Below are 17,561 nucleotides of genomic sequence, written 5' to 3' on the forward strand. Positions count from 1 at the left end.
ATGAACGAGCGCATCTTCGAAGGCAGCTTCCGTGCCGTGCAAGCCGACGACCGTCTCGAATGCGGCATTTGCTGGTGGGTGTACGACCCGGCCGAGGGTGACGACGTGCGCGCTATTCCGGGTGGCACACCCTTCGCCGAACTGCCCGACGACTGGTGCTGCCCCGGTTGCGACGCGCCCAAGCACAAGTTCATGGTCATCGCTGCGTGAAATTCTGGCCAGACGATCCGGCGGCCGACATCGAAGCCGTCTTTGCCGACATCGCGGCGACGCGCATGGCCGGCCTGCCGATCTGCAATCCGGCGCTGCAGGTCGAGGCCGTCGGCTTTCGCCTGGCCGGGCACGGTCATTGGACCGGCGCCTTGGTCACGCCGTGGGCGATCAACCTGCTCTGCCTGCCCGGCCACGCCGACTGGCCGGCGGCTGCTGCCGGCAGCCATTACGACTGGGCCTTTCCGTCCGGCGTCTACGAATTCATCGTCGCCGACGAGGCCCGGCTCGGCCGCTACCACCTCTGTTCGCTGTTCTCGCCGGCCGGCGAATTCGTCAGCCACGAGCAGGCCCGGCTGACCGCGCTGGCGGCGATCACCGCGCTGTTCAACGATCCGCTCGCGGCGCCCCCGGACCCGCCGGTGGAGGTGCCACCGCCCAGTCGGCGCGCCTTTCTGGGATTGCGCGGATGAATCCGGCCGGCTCGCTGATCATCCGCGCCGCCTTCGCCGAAGGCGGTGTGCACATCGACGCGGTCATTCTCGAACGCCCGGCGATGACGCGGCTGTTCGTCGGCCAGAACCCGGACGCTGCGGTTCGCCTGATCCCGCATCTCTACGCGCTGTGCGCCGAGGCCCAGCGTGTCACCGCACGTGCCGCCCTGGCCGCCGCCGAAGGGCGCAGCATGGTCTGCGATGCCACCGATAACCGCCTGCTGTGGCTGGAAGTGCTGCATGAAAACCTGTGGCGGCTGCTGCTCGACTGGCCGGTGGCCTGCGGCCTGCCGGCCGCGCGCGATGCCTTCATCGCCTGGCGCAGCGACCGTCTCGGTGTCGATGGCACGCTGGCGACCCGGCGGTTGATCGACGAAACCTTGTGCCCATTGGTCGACCGCTGCCGGCGCATTCTTGATGATCGCGGCGTCGCGCCGACCTGGCCGCAAGCCGATCCCGCCGCCTGGCTCGCCTGGTGGCAGGGCGGCGTGGCGACCCGGCCGAGGACGCCGCCGCCGCATGACATCGCCGCCACCTACCTGGCCCGCGTCGCCGACGTTGCGCGGGCCGCCGCTGCGCTCGACGCCGGCCAGCCGTTCCCGTTGCTCGCCGCCGGCGGCGACGGGCTGGGCGTGGCGCAGAGCGTCACCGCCCGGGGCGTCCTGACGCATGCAATTGCCGTCGAGCAGGGGCGGGTGAAGCGGTATCATCTCGAAGCGCCGACCGACGCCTGTTTTGCCGGTCGCGAGGCGTTGGCGGCACTGCTCGCCGGGCGTCGCTTCGACGCCGCGGCGGCAGCCCGGATCGGCCTGGAAACGGCGATCCTGGCGCTCGATCCGTGCCTGCCCTACGAAGTGGAGTGGAAAGATGCATGAAATGTCGCTGGCCGAAGGCATCATCGAACTGGTCGAGGACACCGCGCGGCGCGAGAACGCCGCCCGGGTCGGCTTGGTCGTGCTCGAAATCGGCCAGCTGTCGTCGGTCGAACCGGAAGCGCTGCGTTTCTGCTTCGACGTTGTCACCAAGGGCGGCATCGCCGATGGCGCGGCGCTGGAAATCGTCGCCGTGCCCGGCGCCGGCTGGTGCATGCCGTGCGGGGCAACGGTACCGATCAGCGAGCGTTACGGCGCCTGCCCGATCTGCGGCAGCCACCAGGTGCAACCCACGGCCGGCACCGAGATGCGGGTGCGGGAAATCGCCATCGAATAAGAATCAGGAGACCCATGATGTGTACAGTTTGCGGCTGCGGTGACGGCGAAGTGAAAATCGAGGGCGAAGCGCACGCGCACCGCCATGTCCATGCCGACGGCACGGTGCATGAGCACGGCCATGCGCACGATCACGAGCATGCGCACAGCCACGATGGCGAGATTGCCGATGCCCACGGCCATGCCCATACGCACGCCGACGGCACGACGCATGTGCACGAACACGTCCATCACGGCGAACACGCCCACCCGCACGACCACGGCTACCGGCCGCAGAAGGCGGCGCCTGGCGAGCACGGACACAGTCACGATCACCACCACCACGGCGACCTCGACTACGGTAGCGGCCCGGCGCGCGCCCACGTTCCCGGCATGAGCCAGGCGCGCATGGTGCAGATCGAGCGCGACATCCTGTCCAAGAACGACGGCTACGCCGCCAAGAACCGCGCCTGGTTCGACGAGCACGGCGTCTTCGCGCTCAACCTCGTCTCCAGTCCGGGCTCGGGCAAGACGACGCTGCTGGTCAAGACCATCGAGGCCTTGCAGGCGCGGCTGGCCATTGCCGTCGTCGAGGGTGACCAGCAGACGACCAACGACGCCGAGCGCATCCGCGCCACCGGCGCCCCGGCGCTACAGATCAACACCGGCAAGGGCTGCCACCTCGACGCGCACATGGTCGGCCACGCCATGGAACGCCTGCAGCCGGCCGACGGCTCGCTGTTCCTGATCGAGAACGTCGGCAACCTCGTCTGCCCGGCCGCCTTCGACCTCGGCGAGCAGCACAAGGTGGCGATCCTCTCGGTCACCGAGGGCGAGGACAAGCCGCTCAAGTACCCGGACATGTTCGCCGCCGCCGACGTGATGCTGCTCAACAAGTGCGACCTGCTGCCCTACCTGCAGTTCGACGCCGACCTCGCCGAAGCCAACGCCCGCCGCGTCAATCCGAAGCTGACCGTGTTCCGTGTCTCGGCGACCAGCGGTGAGGGCATGGCCGACTGGCTGGCCTGGATCGAAGCCGGCGTCGCCGGCCAGCGCGCCCGTCTGGCCGACAACGTCGCCGCGCTGAAGGCGCGCATCGCCGACCTGGAGCGACAACTGGCGGCCAAGTGAGCGCTCGCCTGCTGCACATCCGCGGCCTCGTCCAGGGCGTCGGCTTTCGCCCCTACGTCTGGCGGCTGGCCGGCGAACTCGGCATCGCCGGCTGGGTGCGCAACGACGGCGCCGGCGTCACGCTGCTCGCCGCCGGCGCGCGGCTCGACGACTTCCTCGCCCGCCTGCCGCGCGAAATCCCGCCGCTCGCCCGCATCGACGCCATCGACAGCAGTGCCAGCGACGAACGCCCGGCGCCCGGTTTCGTCATCCGCGACAGCGTCGCCGGCGCGGTGCGTACCGCCATCGGCCCGGACGCTGCCATCTGCCCGGCCTGCATCGCCGACCTCTGCGACCCCGAGGGCCGCCGCTGGCGCTACGCCTTCACCACCTGCACCCACTGCGGCCCGCGCTATACCGTCAGCGCCGGCATTCCCTACGACCGCGCCCGTACCAGCCTGGCCGCTTTTCCGCTGTGCGCGCCGTGCACGAGCGAATACACCGACCCCGCCGACCGACGCTTTCACGCCGAAACCACCTGTTGTCCCGACTGCGGACCGCAGTTGCGGCTGTTCGATGAAAATGGCGTCGATCTCGCAGTTGGCGGTGACGATCCGATTGCCGCCACGCTCGCCCTGCTGCGCGCCGGCCGCATTGTCGCGATCAAGGGTCTGGGCGGCTTTCACCTCGCCTGCGACGCGCGCAATGCCGACGCCGTCGCCGAACTGCGCCGGCGCAAGGCGCGCGAGGCCAAGCCCTTCGCGGTGATGGGCCTCAACCCCGGCGCGCTGGCTGCTTTTGCCGAGTTCGGCGATGGCGAGCGGGCGCTGTTCGCCGATGTCGCCGCGCCCATCGTCCTCTGCCGCAAGGGCGCCGCCGAACTCACCGGCGTCGCCCCCGGCCTGCCCTGGCTCGGCGTCATGCGCCCGGCGACGCCTTTACACCTGCTGATCTGGCACGAAGCCGCCGGCCGTCCCGCCGGCACCGCCTGGCTCACCGAGGAAAATGACCTGCTGCTGGTGATGACCAGTGCCAACCCGCAGGGCGAACCGCTGGTCATCGGCAACGCCGAAGCCTTGCAACGCCTGAACGGCATCGCTGATGCCTTCCTGGTGCACGACCGCGACATCGTCGTCCGCTGTGACGATTCGGTGGTGCGCGTGGCCGATGGCGCGCCGGCCTTCCTGCGCCGGGCGCGCGGTTACGTGCCGCTGCCCATCCCGCTCGCCGACGACGGCCCGCCGGTGCTGGCACTCGGTGCCCACCTGAAGAACGCCGTCTGCGTGCTGCGTGGGCGCCAGGCTTTCGTTTCGCAGCACATCGGCAGCCTCGACAACGCGGCGACGCTGGCTTTCCTCGAAGAAACCGTCGCCCATCTGCTCGCCGTACTCGACGTCCAACCGGCGCTGATCGCCCACGACCTGCACCCCGACTACGCGTCGACCGCGCTGGCCCTGCGCCTGGCCGGCGAACTCGGCGTACCGACGCGCGCCGTCGGCCATCATCACGCGCATATTGGCGCGATCTGCGCCGAACACGGCGTCAACGGCCCGCTATTGGGGCTGGCGCTCGACGGCGTCGGCCTCGGCCCCGACGGCGGCGCCTGGGGCGGCGAACTGCTGCGCGTCGACGGCGCCGACTGCCGTCGCCTCGGCCACTTGCGCCCGCTGGCGCTGCCCGGCGGCGACCGCGCGGCGCGCGAGCCGTGGCGGATGGCAATTGCCGCGCTGCACGGCGCCGGCTTTGGCGATCAGGTCGCTGGCTGGCTGGCACGGACTTGGCCGGAACGCGAGGCCGGCCCGTTGCTGACGCTGCTCGACCGGCAACTGCGCTGCCCGCCGACGTCCAGCCTCGGTCGCTGGTTCGACGCCGCCGCCGGTCTGCTCGGCGTGCGCGACGTTTCGCGCTACGAAGGCCAGGCGGCGATGGAACTCGAAGGCCGGGCGGCGGCGCACGGCCCGGTCGAGCCACTGGTCGGCGGCTGGCGGATAGCCGGCGATATCCTCGACTTCTCGCCGCTGCTGCCGGCGCTGCTCGGCTGCCGCGCTGCCGGACAAGGCGCCGCGCTGTTCCACGCCACCGTCGCCGCCGGCCTCGCCGAGTGGGCGATGCTTGCGGTCCACCGCGAAAAACTTGCGAAAATGGCGGTTGGCGGCGGCTGCGCAGCGAACGCGATCCTCCTCGACGCGCTGCGCCACCGTTTGACGGCGGGCGGTGTCGAAGTCCTCGAAGCGCGCGCCGTCCCTGCCGGCGACGGCGGCCTGGCGCTGGGCCAGGCCTGGGTCGCGCGGCGGATGAATGGAGAGAAGGCATGAACGACCTGGCCAACGCCGCCATCCACACCGACAACCCGGCGCCGCGCGTGCTCGCCCGCTATCGGCGCTGGCAGGAAACGCTGGCCTCAGGCCATCCCGGCCTCAGTGTCGATATCGCCGGTTTTCGTCGCTATCGCGGCGACTGGATCGGCGCTGTCGTCACCCCCTGGTTCATCCACCTGCTGCTGCTCCCCGGCGGCGGCGAACTGTGGCGCGAGCTGCCGTCCGAGCAGACGCTGCGCGTCGGCTTCCCGGCCGGCGATCTCGACCTGATCAGCGAACGCAGCGACGACGCCGACCTGCCGGCAAGCTTCTTCGCCACCATCCTGGCGCCGGTTGACGAACTCGCCGATCAGGACGCCGCGCTGCGCACCGCGATGGACGCGCTGCACCTGCTTTTCGAACCGCCGGCTCAGGTGCCGGTGCCGATGAACTCCGAGCCGCCGCCGGTCGACCGGCGCGGCTTCTTCCGTCGCCTGGCCGGGCGCGGTTGAACTCCCCCGAAAGGAAGCCCCATGTGTCTAGCGATTCCCGCCCAGGTCGTCGAACTGCGCGACGGCGACAACGCCGTCGTCGATCTTGCCGGCGTGCGCAAGGAAATCTCGCTGTCGCTGGTCGAAGGCGTCGCCGTTGGCGACTACGTCATCGTCCATGTCGGCTTTGCGCTGAACAAGCTCGACCCGGAAGAAGCCGAGCAGACGCTCAAGCTCTTCGCCGAAATGGGACAACTGACCGCCGATGGCGACGGACTGACGCTGCACTGATGAAGTACATCGATGAATTCCGCGACGGCGAGGTAGCGCAGAAGATCGCCGCCAGCATCCGCGCCGAGGCCGATCCCACCCGCAACTACCATTTCATGGAATTCTGCGGCGGCCACACCCACGCCATCTCGCGCTACGGCGTCTCCGACCTGCTGCCGGCCAACGTGCGCATGATCCACGGCCCCGGCTGCCCGGTCTGTGTGCTGCCGATCGGCCGCGTCGACCAGGCCATCCGCCTGGCCCTCGACGAGGGCGTGACGCTATGCACCTACGGCGACTGCCTGCGCGTGCCGGCCTCCGACGGCTTGTCGCTGCTCCGGGCCAAGGCCAAAGGTGGCGACATCCGCATGGTCTATTCGAGTGCCGACGCTGTCACGCTGGCGCAGAAAAACCCGGACAAACAGGTCGTCTTCTTCGCCATCGGCTTCGAAACGACGACGCCGCCCACCGCAGTAGCGATCAAGCAGGCCGCCGCGCTCGGCCTGAAGAATTTCTCGGTGCTCTGCTGCCACGTGCTGACGCCGTCGGCGATCTCCAGCATCCTCGAATCGCCGGAAGTGCGCCAGTGGGGTACCGTGCCGCTCGACGGCTTCGTCGGCCCGGCGCACGTGTCGACGATCATCGGCAGCCGGCCCTACGAATTCTTCGCCGAGGAGTACCGCAAGCCCGTGGTCATCGCCGGCTTCGAACCGCTCGACGTGATGCAGGCGATCCGCATGCTCATCCGCCAGGTCAACGAAGGCCGCGCCGAAGTCGAAAACGAGTTCTCGCGCGCCGTCGACCGCGAGGGCAACCTGAAGGCGCAGGCCTTGGTCGCCGAGGTCTTCGAAATGCGCAAGCACTTCGAATGGCGGGGCTTAAACGTTTTGCCGTATTCGGCGCTGCGCATTCGCGGCACGTTCGCCGAATTTGACGCGGAGAAGCGCTTTCCGGTTCGTTATGAGTCAGTAGCGGATCACAAGGCTTGTGAGTGCGGGGCGATTTTGCGCGGAGTCAAGCGGCCGCAGGACTGCAAGATCTTCGGGACGGTGTGTACGCCGGAGAATCCGGTGGGGTCGTGCATGGTCAGTTCGGAAGGCGCCTGTGCGGCGCACTACACCTATGGACGGTACAAGGATGTCTGAAACTCGCAAACTCTATATCCGCCCCCTCGACCTCAAGCACGGCCAGGTCGACCTGGCTCACGGTTCCGGCGGCCGGGCAATGGCGCAGCTGATCGACGAACTTTTCGCCCGCCACCTCGGCAACGAATACCTCGGCCAAGGCGACGACGGCGCCGTGCTGCCACTGCCGGGCGAAGGCCGGCTGGTCATGGCGACCGACGCCCACGTCGTCTCGCCGCTGTTCTTCCCGGGCGGCGACATCGGCTGCCTGTCGGTGCATGGTACGGTCAACGACGTCGCGGTGATGGGCGCCAGACCGCTTTATCTGGCGGCCAGCTTCATCCTCGAAGAGGGCTTCCCCCTCGGCGACCTCGCCCGCATCGTGCAGAGCATGGCGGCGGCGGCGAGCGCCGCCGGGGTGCCGGTGGTGACCGGCGACACCAAGGTGGTCGAGCGTGGCAAGGGCGACGGGGTGTTCATCACCACCACCGGTGTCGGTATCGTGCCGCCGGGACGAGAACTGTCCGGGCGGCGGGCGCGGCCGGGCGATGTGATTCTGGTTTCCGGCACGCTCGGCGACCACGGCATGGCGATCATGGCCGAGCGCGAGAGCCTGGGCTTTGACTCGCCTATCATTTCCGATACGGCGGCATTGCACGGATTGATTGAAACGCTGCTGGTCAGTGGTGCCGATCTTCGTGTGTTACGCGACCCGACGCGCGGCGGGCTGGCCACGACGCTGAACGAGATTGCCCGTCAGTCGGGCGTCGGCATGATGCTGCAGGAGAAGGCGCTGCCGGTGAAACCGGCGGTCAACGCGGCCTGCGAGTTGCTCGGGCTGGATCCGCTTTATGTAGCGAACGAGGGGAAATTGGTCGCCATCTGTGGCGAAAAAGACGCGGAAATGCTGTTATCGGTCATGCGGGCTCACCCGCTTGGGCAGGCGGCAGCCATCATTGGTCAGGTCGTCGCCGACGATCATCATTTTGTCCAGATGACCACGGCTTTCGGTGGACGGCGAATGGTGGACTGGTTGTCCGGCGAGCAGTTGCCGCGGATCTGCTGAGGTGCTTTCAGTGTCGCTCGGCAAGCACCAGGCTGCGTACTTCGCCGACTTCGAGCAGCACCATCTCGCGGGCATCGGCAAGGTTGTCGGCGTTGCGGACATAGAAGAGGTCGCTGCGGCCATCGGGATAGCGGACGGCGGCGACATAGTCCACGCGTTGCCGGGGGGCGACGCGGGGGCGGGACGATTTGCGCTGAGTGGCGGCCATGCTGGTGAACTCCCTGAAACATTTTTTCGCATCCTAGCGAAATGCAAGTGATTGAAAAATATAGCGAAGGTCATAGCTGTGCCCAGAATGAATAGGCGCCTGCCGGCAATCCCCGTGGTAGCGCGATTCACGCTTTTTGCCTCTTTGAAAAAAACCTACATAACATGCGGATATTATTCATAACGCACAGCTTCAACAGCCTGACGCAGCGCCTGTTCTGCGAATTGGCCACGCGCGGACACGAGCTCAGCGTCGAGTTCGACATTGCCGACTCGGTCACTGAAGAGGCGGTGGCGCGTTTCCGGCCCGACCTGTTGCTGGCGCCTTTCCTCAAACGGGCGATTCCGGCGTCGGTGTGGTCGGTGCTGCCTTGTTTCGTGGTCCATCCGGGTGTTCCCGGTGATCGCGGTCCGTCGGCGCTGGACTGGGCGATACAGCGCGGTGAACCGCACTGGGGCGTGACCGTGCTGCAGGCCGAGGCCGAAATGGATGCCGGCCCGGTGTGGGCCAGCGCGAGCTTTGCCATGCGCCCGGCGGCCAAGGCGTCCCTGTACCGCAACGAAGTCACCGAAGCGGCGGTGCACGCCGTGTTGCTGGCGGTCGAGCGTTTCGCCGCCGACGATTTCGTCGCCCAACGTGTGCCCGGCGTGGCACACCCCTTGATGCGCCAGGCCGACCGGAGAATCGACTGGAACACGCAGTCGACCGCAGAAATCCTTGCCCGTCTGCATGCTGCCGACGGCTTTCCCGGCGTTGCCGACGAATTGTTCGGTGCGCCCTGCCACCTGTTTGATGCGCACCCGGAAAGTGAATTACGCGGCGCGCCGGGCGAGTTGCTGGCGCGGCGCGAAACGGCGGTCTGTCGCGCAACCGTCGACGGCGCGGTGTGGATCGGCCACGTCAAGCGCCCGGGCGGGATCAAGTTGCCGGCGACGCTGGCCTTTCCGGAAGCTGCCGGTTTGCCGGAAGTGCCGCTGGCCGGCTGGCAGCGCGCGGTGCAGCCGACCTGGCAGGACATTGCCTGGTCGGCGGCCGACGGCGTCGGCTTCCTGTCCTTCGATTTCTACAACGGCGCGATGAGTACGGCACAGTGCCGGCGTCTGACCGAGGCTTTCCGCTGGGCGACGACGCAGCCGGTGCGCGTCATCGTGCTCACCGGTGGCGGCGATTTCTGGTCAAACGGCATTCATCTGAACGTGATCGAATCCGCCGACAGTCCGCCGGACGAATCCTGGGCCAACATCAACGCCATCGACGATCTGGCCGAAGCCATCCTGCGCTGCACGACACAACTGACCGTCGCCGCCGTCGGCGGCAACACCGGGGCCGGCGGCTGTTTCCTGGCGCGCGCCTGCGATCGGGTGTGGGTGCGCGACGGCGTCATGCTCAATCCGCACTACAAGAACATGGGCAACCTGTTCGGTTCGGAGTTCTGGACCTATTTGCTGCCACCGCGCGTCGGTGCCGACGGCGCCGCGGCGATCATGCGCCATCGCCTGCCGATGGCGGCGGCCGAGGCCGTGCGTCTGGGCTTCTACGATGCCTGTCTGCCGGCGCCGGGCTATGCCGTCGATGTCGCCCGCCGGGCCGTCGAACTGGCGCACGCACCCGATTTCTCCGGCCAGCTGGCGGACAAAGTGGCCCGCCGCGCTGCCGACGATGCGATCAAGCCGCTGGCGCAATACCGCGACGAGGAACTGGCGGCGATGCGCCGCAATTTCTACGGCTTCGACCCGGCCTATCACGTCGCGCGTTATCATTTCGTCCAGAAAAGCCCGCATTCGTGGACGCCGCGTCATCTGGCGCGGCACCGCGATCTCGACTGGAAGATTCCCGCATGAGCTTGCCCGTGTTGCGCCGCCTGCCCGCCGTCCTCGTCGTCGATGACGAGTTGCGTTCGCAGGAAGCCCTGCGGCGCACGCTGGAAGAGGATTTCGAGGTGTTCTGCGCGTCCAGCGCCGACGAGGGAATGTCGATCCTCGAAATGGAGGAAGGCACCGCCGGCATTCGCGTCATCCTCTGCGACCAGCGCATGCCCGGCACCACCGGCGTCCAGTTCCTCAAGGAAGTGCGCCAGCGCTGGCCGGACATCGTGCGCATCATCCTGTCCGGCTATACCGACGCCGAGGACATCATCAGCGGCGTGAACGAAGCCGGCATCTGGCAATACCTGCTCAAGCCCTGGCAGCCCGAACAACTCTTGCTGACCTTGCAGCGCGCCGCCGAGGTATGGCGTCTGCAGCAGGAAAACCAGCGCCTCAGCCTGGACCTGCGTACCGCCGAGCCGGTCCTGCGCCGTCGCGTCGACAGCAAACAGGACAAGGCGCGCAAGGTCTTCGGCCTGGCCGCGCTGGTGCGCGGGCCGGGCAGCCCACTCGATCCGGTCTGCGATCTGGTCGGTCGCATCGCCCCGTACGACCTGTCGGTGATGGTCACTGGAGAATCCGGCACCGGCAAGGAAATGGTCGCCCGCGCCATCCACTACGAGAGCAATCGCGCCGACAAGCCCTTCATTACCGAGAACTGCGGTGCGGTGCCGGATACCCTGCTCGAATCGGAATTGTTCGGCTACAAGCGCGGCGCCTTCACCGGCGCCGTCGATGACCGCATCGGCCTGTTCCAGCAGGCCGACGGCGGCACCCTGTTCCTCGACGAAATTGGCGAAACCAGCCCGGCCTTTCAGGTCAAGTTGCTGCGCGCGCTGCAGGAAGGCGAGTTTCGCCCGCTCGGCAGCAACAAGTCGGTGTCGGTCGATGTCCGGGTGATTGCCGCCACCAACCGCGACCTTGACGAGGATGTGCGGACCGGCCGCTTCCGCGAGGATCTCTACTACCGGCTGGCGACCATCCCGGTACATGTGCCGCCTTTGCGGCAGCGGCCGATGGATCTGCCGCTGCTGGCTGCGCGTATCCTTGAACAAAGCTGTGCCGCGCTGGGCAAGAAGCCGGTGGCCGGGTTTGCCGCCGAGGTGCTGGCGGTGTTCGCGGCGTATTCCTGGCCGGGCAATGTGCGCGAACTGCAGAACGAAATCCTGCGCATGGTGGCGCTGGCCGATGGTCCGACCCTGGGCGCGGGATTGCTGTCGCCGCGCTTGCGCCAAGCGCCGGCAGTCGATGCCGGCAGCGTCGGCGCAAGCTGGACCGACGGCTTGTCCGGCAATCTGCGCGAGCGTATGGAACAACTCGAATTGCGCGTGCTGCAGGCGGCCATGCAGCGGCATCACGGCAACAAGTCGCGCGCCGCGCGCGAGCTCGGCCTGTCGCGCGTCGGCCTGCGCGCCAAGCTGGCGCGCTACGGCCTGGCCGACGAAGGGCAGGGGGGCGAATGAAAGTCCTCTGGCTGCAAAGCGGCGGTTGCGGCGGCTGCACCCAGTCGCTGCTGTGCCACGAGCCGCGCCCACTCTTCGACGAGTTGCGCGATGCCGGCATCGACTTCGTCTGGCACCCGGCGCTGTCCGAAGCCAGTGGCGAAGAGGCGCTGGCGGTACTGGAAGACTGCGCGGCCGGCCGCCGCGAATTCGATGTGCTTTGCGTCGAGGGCGCGATGCTGCGCGGCCCGAACGGCACCGGCAAGTTCCACCTGATGGCCGGCAGCGGCCGGCCGCTGACCGAGTGGGTACAGCGGCTGGCCGAGCAGGCGAAGTGGGTGTTTGCCATCGGTTCCTGCACCGCCTGGGGTGGGTTTTCGGCGAGCACGCCGGGTAATCCGCTGGAGGCCTGCGGCCTGCAGTACGACACCGACACGCCGGGCGGATTGCTCGGCAAGGCTTTTGTTTCCCAGGGCGGTTTGCCGGTGGTCAATATCGCTGGTTGCCCGACGCACCCGGGTTGGGTGGTCGATACCCTGGAAAAGCTGGCCATCGACGGCCTGCGCACCAGCGATCTCGACGAAATTGGCCGTCCGCTGTTGTACGCCGAGCAACTGGTCCATCACGGCTGCCCGCGCAACGAGTTCTACGAATTCAAGGCCAGCGCCGAAAAGCACTCCGACCTCGGCTGCCTGATGGAAAACCTCGGTTGCAAAGGTACCCAGGCGCACGCTGACTGCAACACGCGAGCCTGGAACGGTGCCGGTTCCTGCCTGAAGGGCGGCTACGCCTGCATCGCCTGTACCGAGCCAGGGTTCGAATCGCCCGGTCATGCTTTCCAGGAGACGCCCAAACTGGCCGGCATCCCGGTCGGCCTGCCGGTCGACATGCCGAAAGCCTGGTTCGTTGCACTCGCCGCGCTGTCCAAGTCGGCAACGCCAAAACGGGTGCGCGACAACGCCGTCGTCGACCACACCGTGGTCCGGCCGGGCGTGAAAAAGGGCGGCAAATGAAGCGCATCCAGGTTGGTCCGTTCAACCGTGTCGAAGGCGATCTGGAAATCGGCCTCGATATCGATGCCGGCCGGGTTGTCGCCGCGCGCGTCAATTCGCCGCTGTTCCGGGGCTTCGAGCAGATTCTCGTCGGCCGCGACCCGGCCGATGCCCTGGCTGTCGTGCCGCGCATCTGCGGCATCTGCTCGGTCGCCCAATCGGCGGCTGCAGCCGCGGCACTGGCTGCGCTGGCCGGTGTGACAGCGCCGCCGAACGGGCAACTGGCGAGCCGGCTGGTGCTGGCGACAGAAAACCTGGCCGACCACCTGACCCATTTCTACCTCTTCTTCATGCCCGATTTTGCCCGTGCCGCCTACGCCGGGCGCCATTGGCACGACGATGTCGCCCGGCGCTTCACCGCCCAGCAGGGCAGCGCTGTCGCGCCCTGGCTGCAGGCCCGCGCCCGCTTCTTCAACCTGACCGGTTTCCTGGCCGGCCGCTGGCCGCACACCCTGGCCCTGCAGCCGGGCGGCAGCAGCAAGGCGATGACGGCTGCCGAACGCATCCGTATCCTGGCCCTGCTGCGCGAGTTCCGCGCTTTCCTCGAAGGCAGGCTGTTCGCCGATTCGCTTGAAGCCTTTGCCGGCCTCGCCGCCTTCGACGAACTGCAGGCGTGGGCCGCGACTCGCGACGGCGACTTCGCCCTGTTCCTGCGTGCCGCCGGCGATCTCGGGCTGGAGCGCTGCGGTCGCGCCGCCGACCGTTTCCTGTCCTACGGCGCCTACGAACTGTTTCCGGCCGGCCTGTGGCAAGCCGATACGGGCGCTCAGCCGCTCGATATGACCAGGATTGCCGAAGATGTCAGCCATTCCTGGCTATATGGCGACACGCCCTTGCCGCCGGCGCAGGGTGAAACCCGTGTCGATGCCGACAAGGCCGAGGCCTACACCTGGTGCAAGGCCCCGCGCTACGGCGGTCAGGTAGTCGAAACCGGCGCATTATCCCGGCAACTCGTCGCCGGCCACCCTCTGCTGCGCGATCTGGTCGCCCGCCATGGCGGCAGCGTCACCGCCCGCATCGTCGCCCGCATGCTCGAAGTCGCCCAAGTCGTTCCGGCGATGGAAAACTGGCTGCGTGCGATCGAGCCGGGCGAACCTTTCTGTCTGCCGGCGCCGCTACCCGACAGCGGCCAGGCCGTCGGTCTGGTCGAAGCCGCCCGCGGTGGCCTGGGCCACTGGCTGAGCGTCAAGCGCGGCCGGATCGAGCGCTACCAGATCATCGCCCCGACCACCTGGAATTTCTCCCCGCGCGACGCCGCCGGCACACCCGGCGCTCTCGAACAGGCCCTGGTCGGCCTGCCTGCCGGCGATGACGCGCCGCCGACCGTGCAGCATGTGGTGCGCAGCTTCGATCCGTGCATGGTGTGCACCGTTCATTGATCACAGGCCGGGTTGGCGTCCTTTCCTCAGCCACTTCAGCAACTTGGCGAAAAGTTCCTCCGGGGTGACCGGTTTCGGGATGAAATCGTCCATGCCGGCCGCCAGGCAGAGTGCGCGGTCCTCGGCGAAGGCGTTGGCGGTCATGGCCAGGATGGGGATGTCGGCGCACGCAGGGTCCTGGCGGATCGCCTGGGTGGCTTCGAGGCCGTTCATGCCGGGCATCTGGACGTCCATCAGGATCAAGGCGTAATGCTGGCGGCCGCAGGCAGCTAGCGCCTGGTAGCCGTCTTCGGCGACGTCGACGATCAGGCCGGTGTCGCCGAGCAGCATGACGCTGATTTCTCGATTGATCGGCTCATCTTCGACGAGCAGTATGCGCTGGCCGGCGAAACTGCTGCCCAACTCCTGTTCCGCAGCATTGTCCGGGAGCGCCGCCGATGATTCACGGGATGTCTGCTGGATGCGCAGGCGGGCCGTCAGCCAGAAGGTACTGCCTTGGCCAGGTACGCTGTCCACTCCGGTTTCGCCACCCATCATCGCGGCCAGTTTGCGGGTGATGGCCAGACCCAGTCCGGTGCCGCCATAACGTCGGGTGGCCGAGTTGTCGGCCTGCTCGAAAGCGGTGAACAGGCGTGGCAGGGTGTCGGCAGGAATCCCGATGCCGGTGTCGCTGACCGAGAAGCGCAGCAGGATGTCCTGGCAGGTTTGCTCGAGGATTTCGATACGGATGGTGATGCTGCCGGCCTCGGTGAATTTGGCCGCGTTGGCTGCGTAATTGAGCAGCGCCTGCTGCAGTCGGGTCTGGTCGCCGAGCAGCGGGGGCAGTGCCGGTGGCAGGCTGATTTCCAGGTGCAGGCTTTTTTCCTGGAGCTTGTCCTGCAGGATGCCGGTGATGCTGTTGAGTATTGCCGGAATATCCAGCCGGTTCTCTTCCAGAGCAAATTTGCCGGCCTCGATTTTCGACAGGTCGAGTACCGCATTGATGATTTCCAGCAGGTGCCGGCTGGCGTTCTCGAGTTTGTCCAGCCGCTCGCTTTGCGGTTCGCTCAGTCCGGCCCGGCGGATCATGTAGGCCATGCCGGTGATTGCATTGAGCGGCGTGCGGATTTCATGCGACATGTTGGCGAGGAAGGCACTTTTGGCCACGTTGGCGGCTTCGGCGGCGTCCTTGGCGTGTTGCAGGTCGCGGGTGCGCTGTTCAACCTGTTCTTCGAGATGCTGGCGATAACGCGCGAGCTCTTCGGCCGTGGCCTTTTCGCGGGTGATGTCGTAGCAGAAGCCGATGAAGCCGATGAACTCGCCTTGGCTGTCGTAGCGTGGCGTGCCGTCATCGCGTATCCAGCGGTATTCGCCGTCGGCGTGACGCAGGCGATATTCCATCGAGAATGCCTGCCGGCGATCGAAGTGATCGACATAGATGGACAGGCAGTGCGTGAAGTCGTCCGGATGCACGCCTTTCGCCCAACCATTGCCCAGTTCGTGTTCCAGTGGCTGGCCGGTGAATTGCAGCCAAGTCGTATTGAAATAATTACAGCCCTTGTCCAGGCCGGAGGTCCAGATCAGCGCAGAGCCTGAGTTGGCCAGCGTGCGGAAGTGCTGCTCGCTCTCACGCAAGGCGGCCTCGGCCTGCTTGCGTTCGTTGATGTCGGCGATGATGCCGACCAGGCCAAGCACGCTGCCATCCGGTGCATAGAGGCGACGGCCGGTCAGATGGCCCCAGAATTCGCTGTGATCGCTGCGCCAGTAGAGGCGTTCCAGATCGACTGCGTCGATGGCGCTGGCCAGCAGCGCGAGCATCCGTTCTCTGCCGGCTTCCCTTTCGTCCGGGTGGATCAGCGAGACATACTCACTGCCGATCAGTTGGTGCAGCGGAATGCCGAACATTTCGGCCATGCGCTGGTTGGCATGGGTCAGGCGGCCCTGCTGATCGACCAGCAGGATGGCGACGCTGGATGCCTGGAAAATCTGTTCGAGCAGTGCCTCGCGTGCTGCCAGTTCGGCCTCGGCCGCCTTGCGTGCCCGCATGTCGGTACAGAAGCCCATGACCTGACCACCGGGCAGGATGGTGGTGCGCATGGCAACCGGGATTTCGTGGCCGTCACGGTGACGAATGCTCATCTCGGTGTCGTGGCGGCCGCCTTGTTTGATGATTTCGAACAGTTCGTCGTGCTGTTCGGCTTGCTGGTCCGGCGCCAGGTCGGTAATCGACATTTCGAGCAGGCGTTCGCGCGGATAGCCGGTCAATTCGCAGGCCGCTGGGTTGACCTCGCGGTAATGGCCATCGGGATCGGCAATGAAAATGCCGACCGGCGCCGTTTCGACGTAATTCCGGAAGCGCGACTGGCTGTGCAGCAAGCGCTCGGTATCGCGCAGGTGCTGCCGCCAGAAGCGGTCAACCAGCCAGGCGGCAAGCAGGGTGACGAGTAGGAAGACGGCGCCGAAGGCACCGAGCTTACGGGCTTCGTCATTCCAGCTTTCCAGATAGTCCTGCGGGGCCATGCCGACGGTGAGGATGAACGGCATGTTGCGCACTCGCCGGAAGGCATAGGAGCGTTCATAGCCATCCGGTGCACGGGCGGTATGGAAGCTGCCGCTACTGACCCCGGAATTGAGGAGGTCGAGGAATTGCGGCGAGACGAGCTTGTGGCCAATTTGTCCGGCTTCGCCATCGACCTTCGGGTAGCGGGTGATCAGTCCCAGATTTTCATGCCGGATGACGGCGGAACCGTGGGGGCCAAGATTCAGCTGCGCCAGTTGTGCGGTCAGGTGCGCAATCGGGACGGCGGCGGCAATTACGCCGGCAAAGCTGCCATCCGGGTGGCGATAGGAGCGGGTAAAGGCGATCACCGGTATGCCCGAAACACGGCCGATGATCGGGGGGCTGAGCAGCATGAACTGGCCGGGGACCGCCTTGTGTTCGGCGAAGAAAGTTCGATCGGCATAGCTCGCCGGGGCTTGGCGATTGACGCCCTTACCCCACAGAACCCGCCCTTGTTGGTCGGTGATCCGGAAGGCATCGACTTCGGGAACCCGTTCGGCCTGTACGCGCAGCATCTCGGCGATACGGGCATCGTCGAGGCGATGATTGCGCAGGTCGGCCTCCATGCTATCGACCATAGCCAGCAGGGCGAGATCGATGTGCCTGGCAGTTTCGGCGATATTCGTCTCAAGCAGGTTGGCCAGGTTGCCGGTGGTGTCGTAGACCGCCTGGGTATTTCGTTCCCGACTGTATTGCAGGCTCTGGATGCCAACGGCGAAAACGATGGTGTTGATCAGCAGGACGAATGCCAACAGCCAGCCCCGGAGGTGCGGGTGGGTGGTCATGGCGTCGGTGCTTGTGGGAGACAGGATCGTGTTCCGTGGTGG

General features: G+C 66.8%; 16 protein-coding genes. 14 read left to right on the forward strand and 2 right to left on the reverse strand.

Going from position 1 to position 17,561, the window contains the following annotated elements; translation table 11 throughout:
- From AADV58_RS02685 to hypE, 10 genes are read left to right on the forward strand one after another with little or no spacing between them, the layout of a single operon-like run.
- Positions 1-210: a rubredoxin gene (locus AADV58_RS02685; protein WP_341744013.1), complete on the forward strand. Its 210-nt coding sequence runs from the start codon at positions 1-3 to the stop codon at positions 208-210.
- Complete coding sequence (gene hybE, locus AADV58_RS02690; RefSeq protein WP_341744014.1) at positions 207-683, forward strand: [NiFe]-hydrogenase assembly chaperone HybE; 477 nt, start codon at positions 207-209, stop codon at positions 681-683. Before AADV58_RS02685 ends, hybE (AADV58_RS02690) begins: the two co-directional genes overlap by 4 nt.
- Positions 680-1,579: a hypothetical protein gene (locus AADV58_RS02695; RefSeq protein ID WP_341744015.1), complete on the forward strand. Its 900-nt coding sequence runs from the start codon at positions 680-682 to the stop codon at positions 1,577-1,579. The genes hybE (AADV58_RS02690) and AADV58_RS02695 overlap by 4 nt, the downstream gene beginning before the upstream one ends.
- On the forward strand, positions 1,572-1,913 hold the full coding sequence (hypA, locus tag AADV58_RS02700) for a hydrogenase maturation nickel metallochaperone HypA (RefSeq protein ID WP_028993708.1): 342 nt from the start codon (positions 1,572-1,574) through the stop codon (positions 1,911-1,913). The genes AADV58_RS02695 and hypA overlap by 8 nt, the downstream gene beginning before the upstream one ends.
- A gap of 17 nt (positions 1,914-1,930) precedes the next feature.
- Positions 1,931-3,022: a hydrogenase nickel incorporation protein HypB gene (gene hypB, locus AADV58_RS02705; protein WP_281981592.1), complete on the forward strand. Its 1,092-nt coding sequence runs from the start codon at positions 1,931-1,933 to the stop codon at positions 3,020-3,022.
- Positions 3,019-5,316, forward strand: coding sequence for a carbamoyltransferase HypF (gene hypF, locus AADV58_RS02710; protein WP_341744016.1), 2,298 nt, complete (start codon positions 3,019-3,021; stop codon positions 5,314-5,316). Before hypB ends, hypF begins: the two co-directional genes overlap by 4 nt.
- The gene (hybE, locus tag AADV58_RS02715; protein WP_341744017.1) at positions 5,313-5,810 is read left to right on the forward strand and encodes a [NiFe]-hydrogenase assembly chaperone HybE; all 498 of its coding nucleotides are present in this window, start codon (positions 5,313-5,315) and stop codon (positions 5,808-5,810) included. The genes hypF and hybE (AADV58_RS02715) overlap by 4 nt, the downstream gene beginning before the upstream one ends.
- A gap of 21 nt (positions 5,811-5,831) precedes the next feature.
- The gene (locus AADV58_RS02720) at positions 5,832-6,080 is read left to right on the forward strand and encodes a HypC/HybG/HupF family hydrogenase formation chaperone (RefSeq protein WP_341744018.1); all 249 of its coding nucleotides are present in this window, start codon (positions 5,832-5,834) and stop codon (positions 6,078-6,080) included.
- Entirely contained in the window at positions 6,080-7,204 is a 1,125-nt protein-coding gene (gene hypD, locus AADV58_RS02725; RefSeq protein WP_341744019.1) for a hydrogenase formation protein HypD, read from the forward strand. The genes AADV58_RS02720 and hypD overlap by 1 nt, the downstream gene beginning before the upstream one ends.
- Positions 7,197-8,249, forward strand: coding sequence for a hydrogenase expression/formation protein HypE (gene hypE, locus AADV58_RS02730; protein ID WP_341744020.1), 1,053 nt, complete (start codon positions 7,197-7,199; stop codon positions 8,247-8,249). Before hypD ends, hypE begins: the two co-directional genes overlap by 8 nt.
- Positions 8,250-8,256: 7 nt before the next feature.
- Here hypE and AADV58_RS02735 read toward each other — a convergent pair whose 3' ends face one another.
- Positions 8,257-8,457: a hypothetical protein gene (locus AADV58_RS02735; protein WP_341744021.1), complete on the reverse strand. Its 201-nt coding sequence runs from the start codon at positions 8,455-8,457 to the stop codon at positions 8,257-8,259.
- 164 nt (positions 8,458-8,621) lie between these two features.
- Between AADV58_RS02735 and AADV58_RS02740 the strand changes: the two genes are divergently transcribed.
- Genes AADV58_RS02740 through AADV58_RS02755 form a run of 4 tightly spaced genes read left to right on the forward strand, consistent with a single transcriptional unit; the run spans position 8,622 to position 14,195 of the window.
- Positions 8,622-10,298 (forward strand): hydrogenase maturation protein, encoded by a 1,677-nt coding sequence (locus tag AADV58_RS02740; protein WP_341744022.1) that lies wholly within the window; start codon positions 8,622-8,624, stop codon positions 10,296-10,298.
- Entirely contained in the window at positions 10,295-11,785 is a 1,491-nt protein-coding gene (locus tag AADV58_RS02745) for a sigma-54 dependent transcriptional regulator (RefSeq protein ID WP_341744023.1), read from the forward strand. The genes AADV58_RS02740 and AADV58_RS02745 overlap by 4 nt, the downstream gene beginning before the upstream one ends.
- Complete coding sequence (locus tag AADV58_RS02750) at positions 11,782-12,777, forward strand: HupU protein (RefSeq protein WP_341744024.1); 996 nt, start codon at positions 11,782-11,784, stop codon at positions 12,775-12,777. The genes AADV58_RS02745 and AADV58_RS02750 overlap by 4 nt, the downstream gene beginning before the upstream one ends.
- A complete protein-coding gene (locus AADV58_RS02755) occupies positions 12,774-14,195 on the forward strand; it encodes a nickel-dependent hydrogenase large subunit (protein WP_341744025.1) in 1,422 nt (473 codons plus the stop codon). Before AADV58_RS02750 ends, AADV58_RS02755 begins: the two co-directional genes overlap by 4 nt.
- Here the strand turns inward: AADV58_RS02755 and AADV58_RS02760 are convergent, their stop codons facing one another.
- Positions 14,196-17,519, reverse strand: a complete 3,324-nt coding sequence (locus AADV58_RS02760) for a PAS domain S-box protein (protein WP_051295198.1) — start codon at positions 17,517-17,519, stop codon at positions 14,196-14,198.
- Positions 17,520-17,561 lie beyond the last annotated feature (42 nt).

This window comes from Azonexus hydrophilus (assembly GCF_038368255.1).
Lineage (GTDB): Bacteria > Pseudomonadota > Gammaproteobacteria > Burkholderiales > Rhodocyclaceae > Azonexus > Azonexus hydrophilus.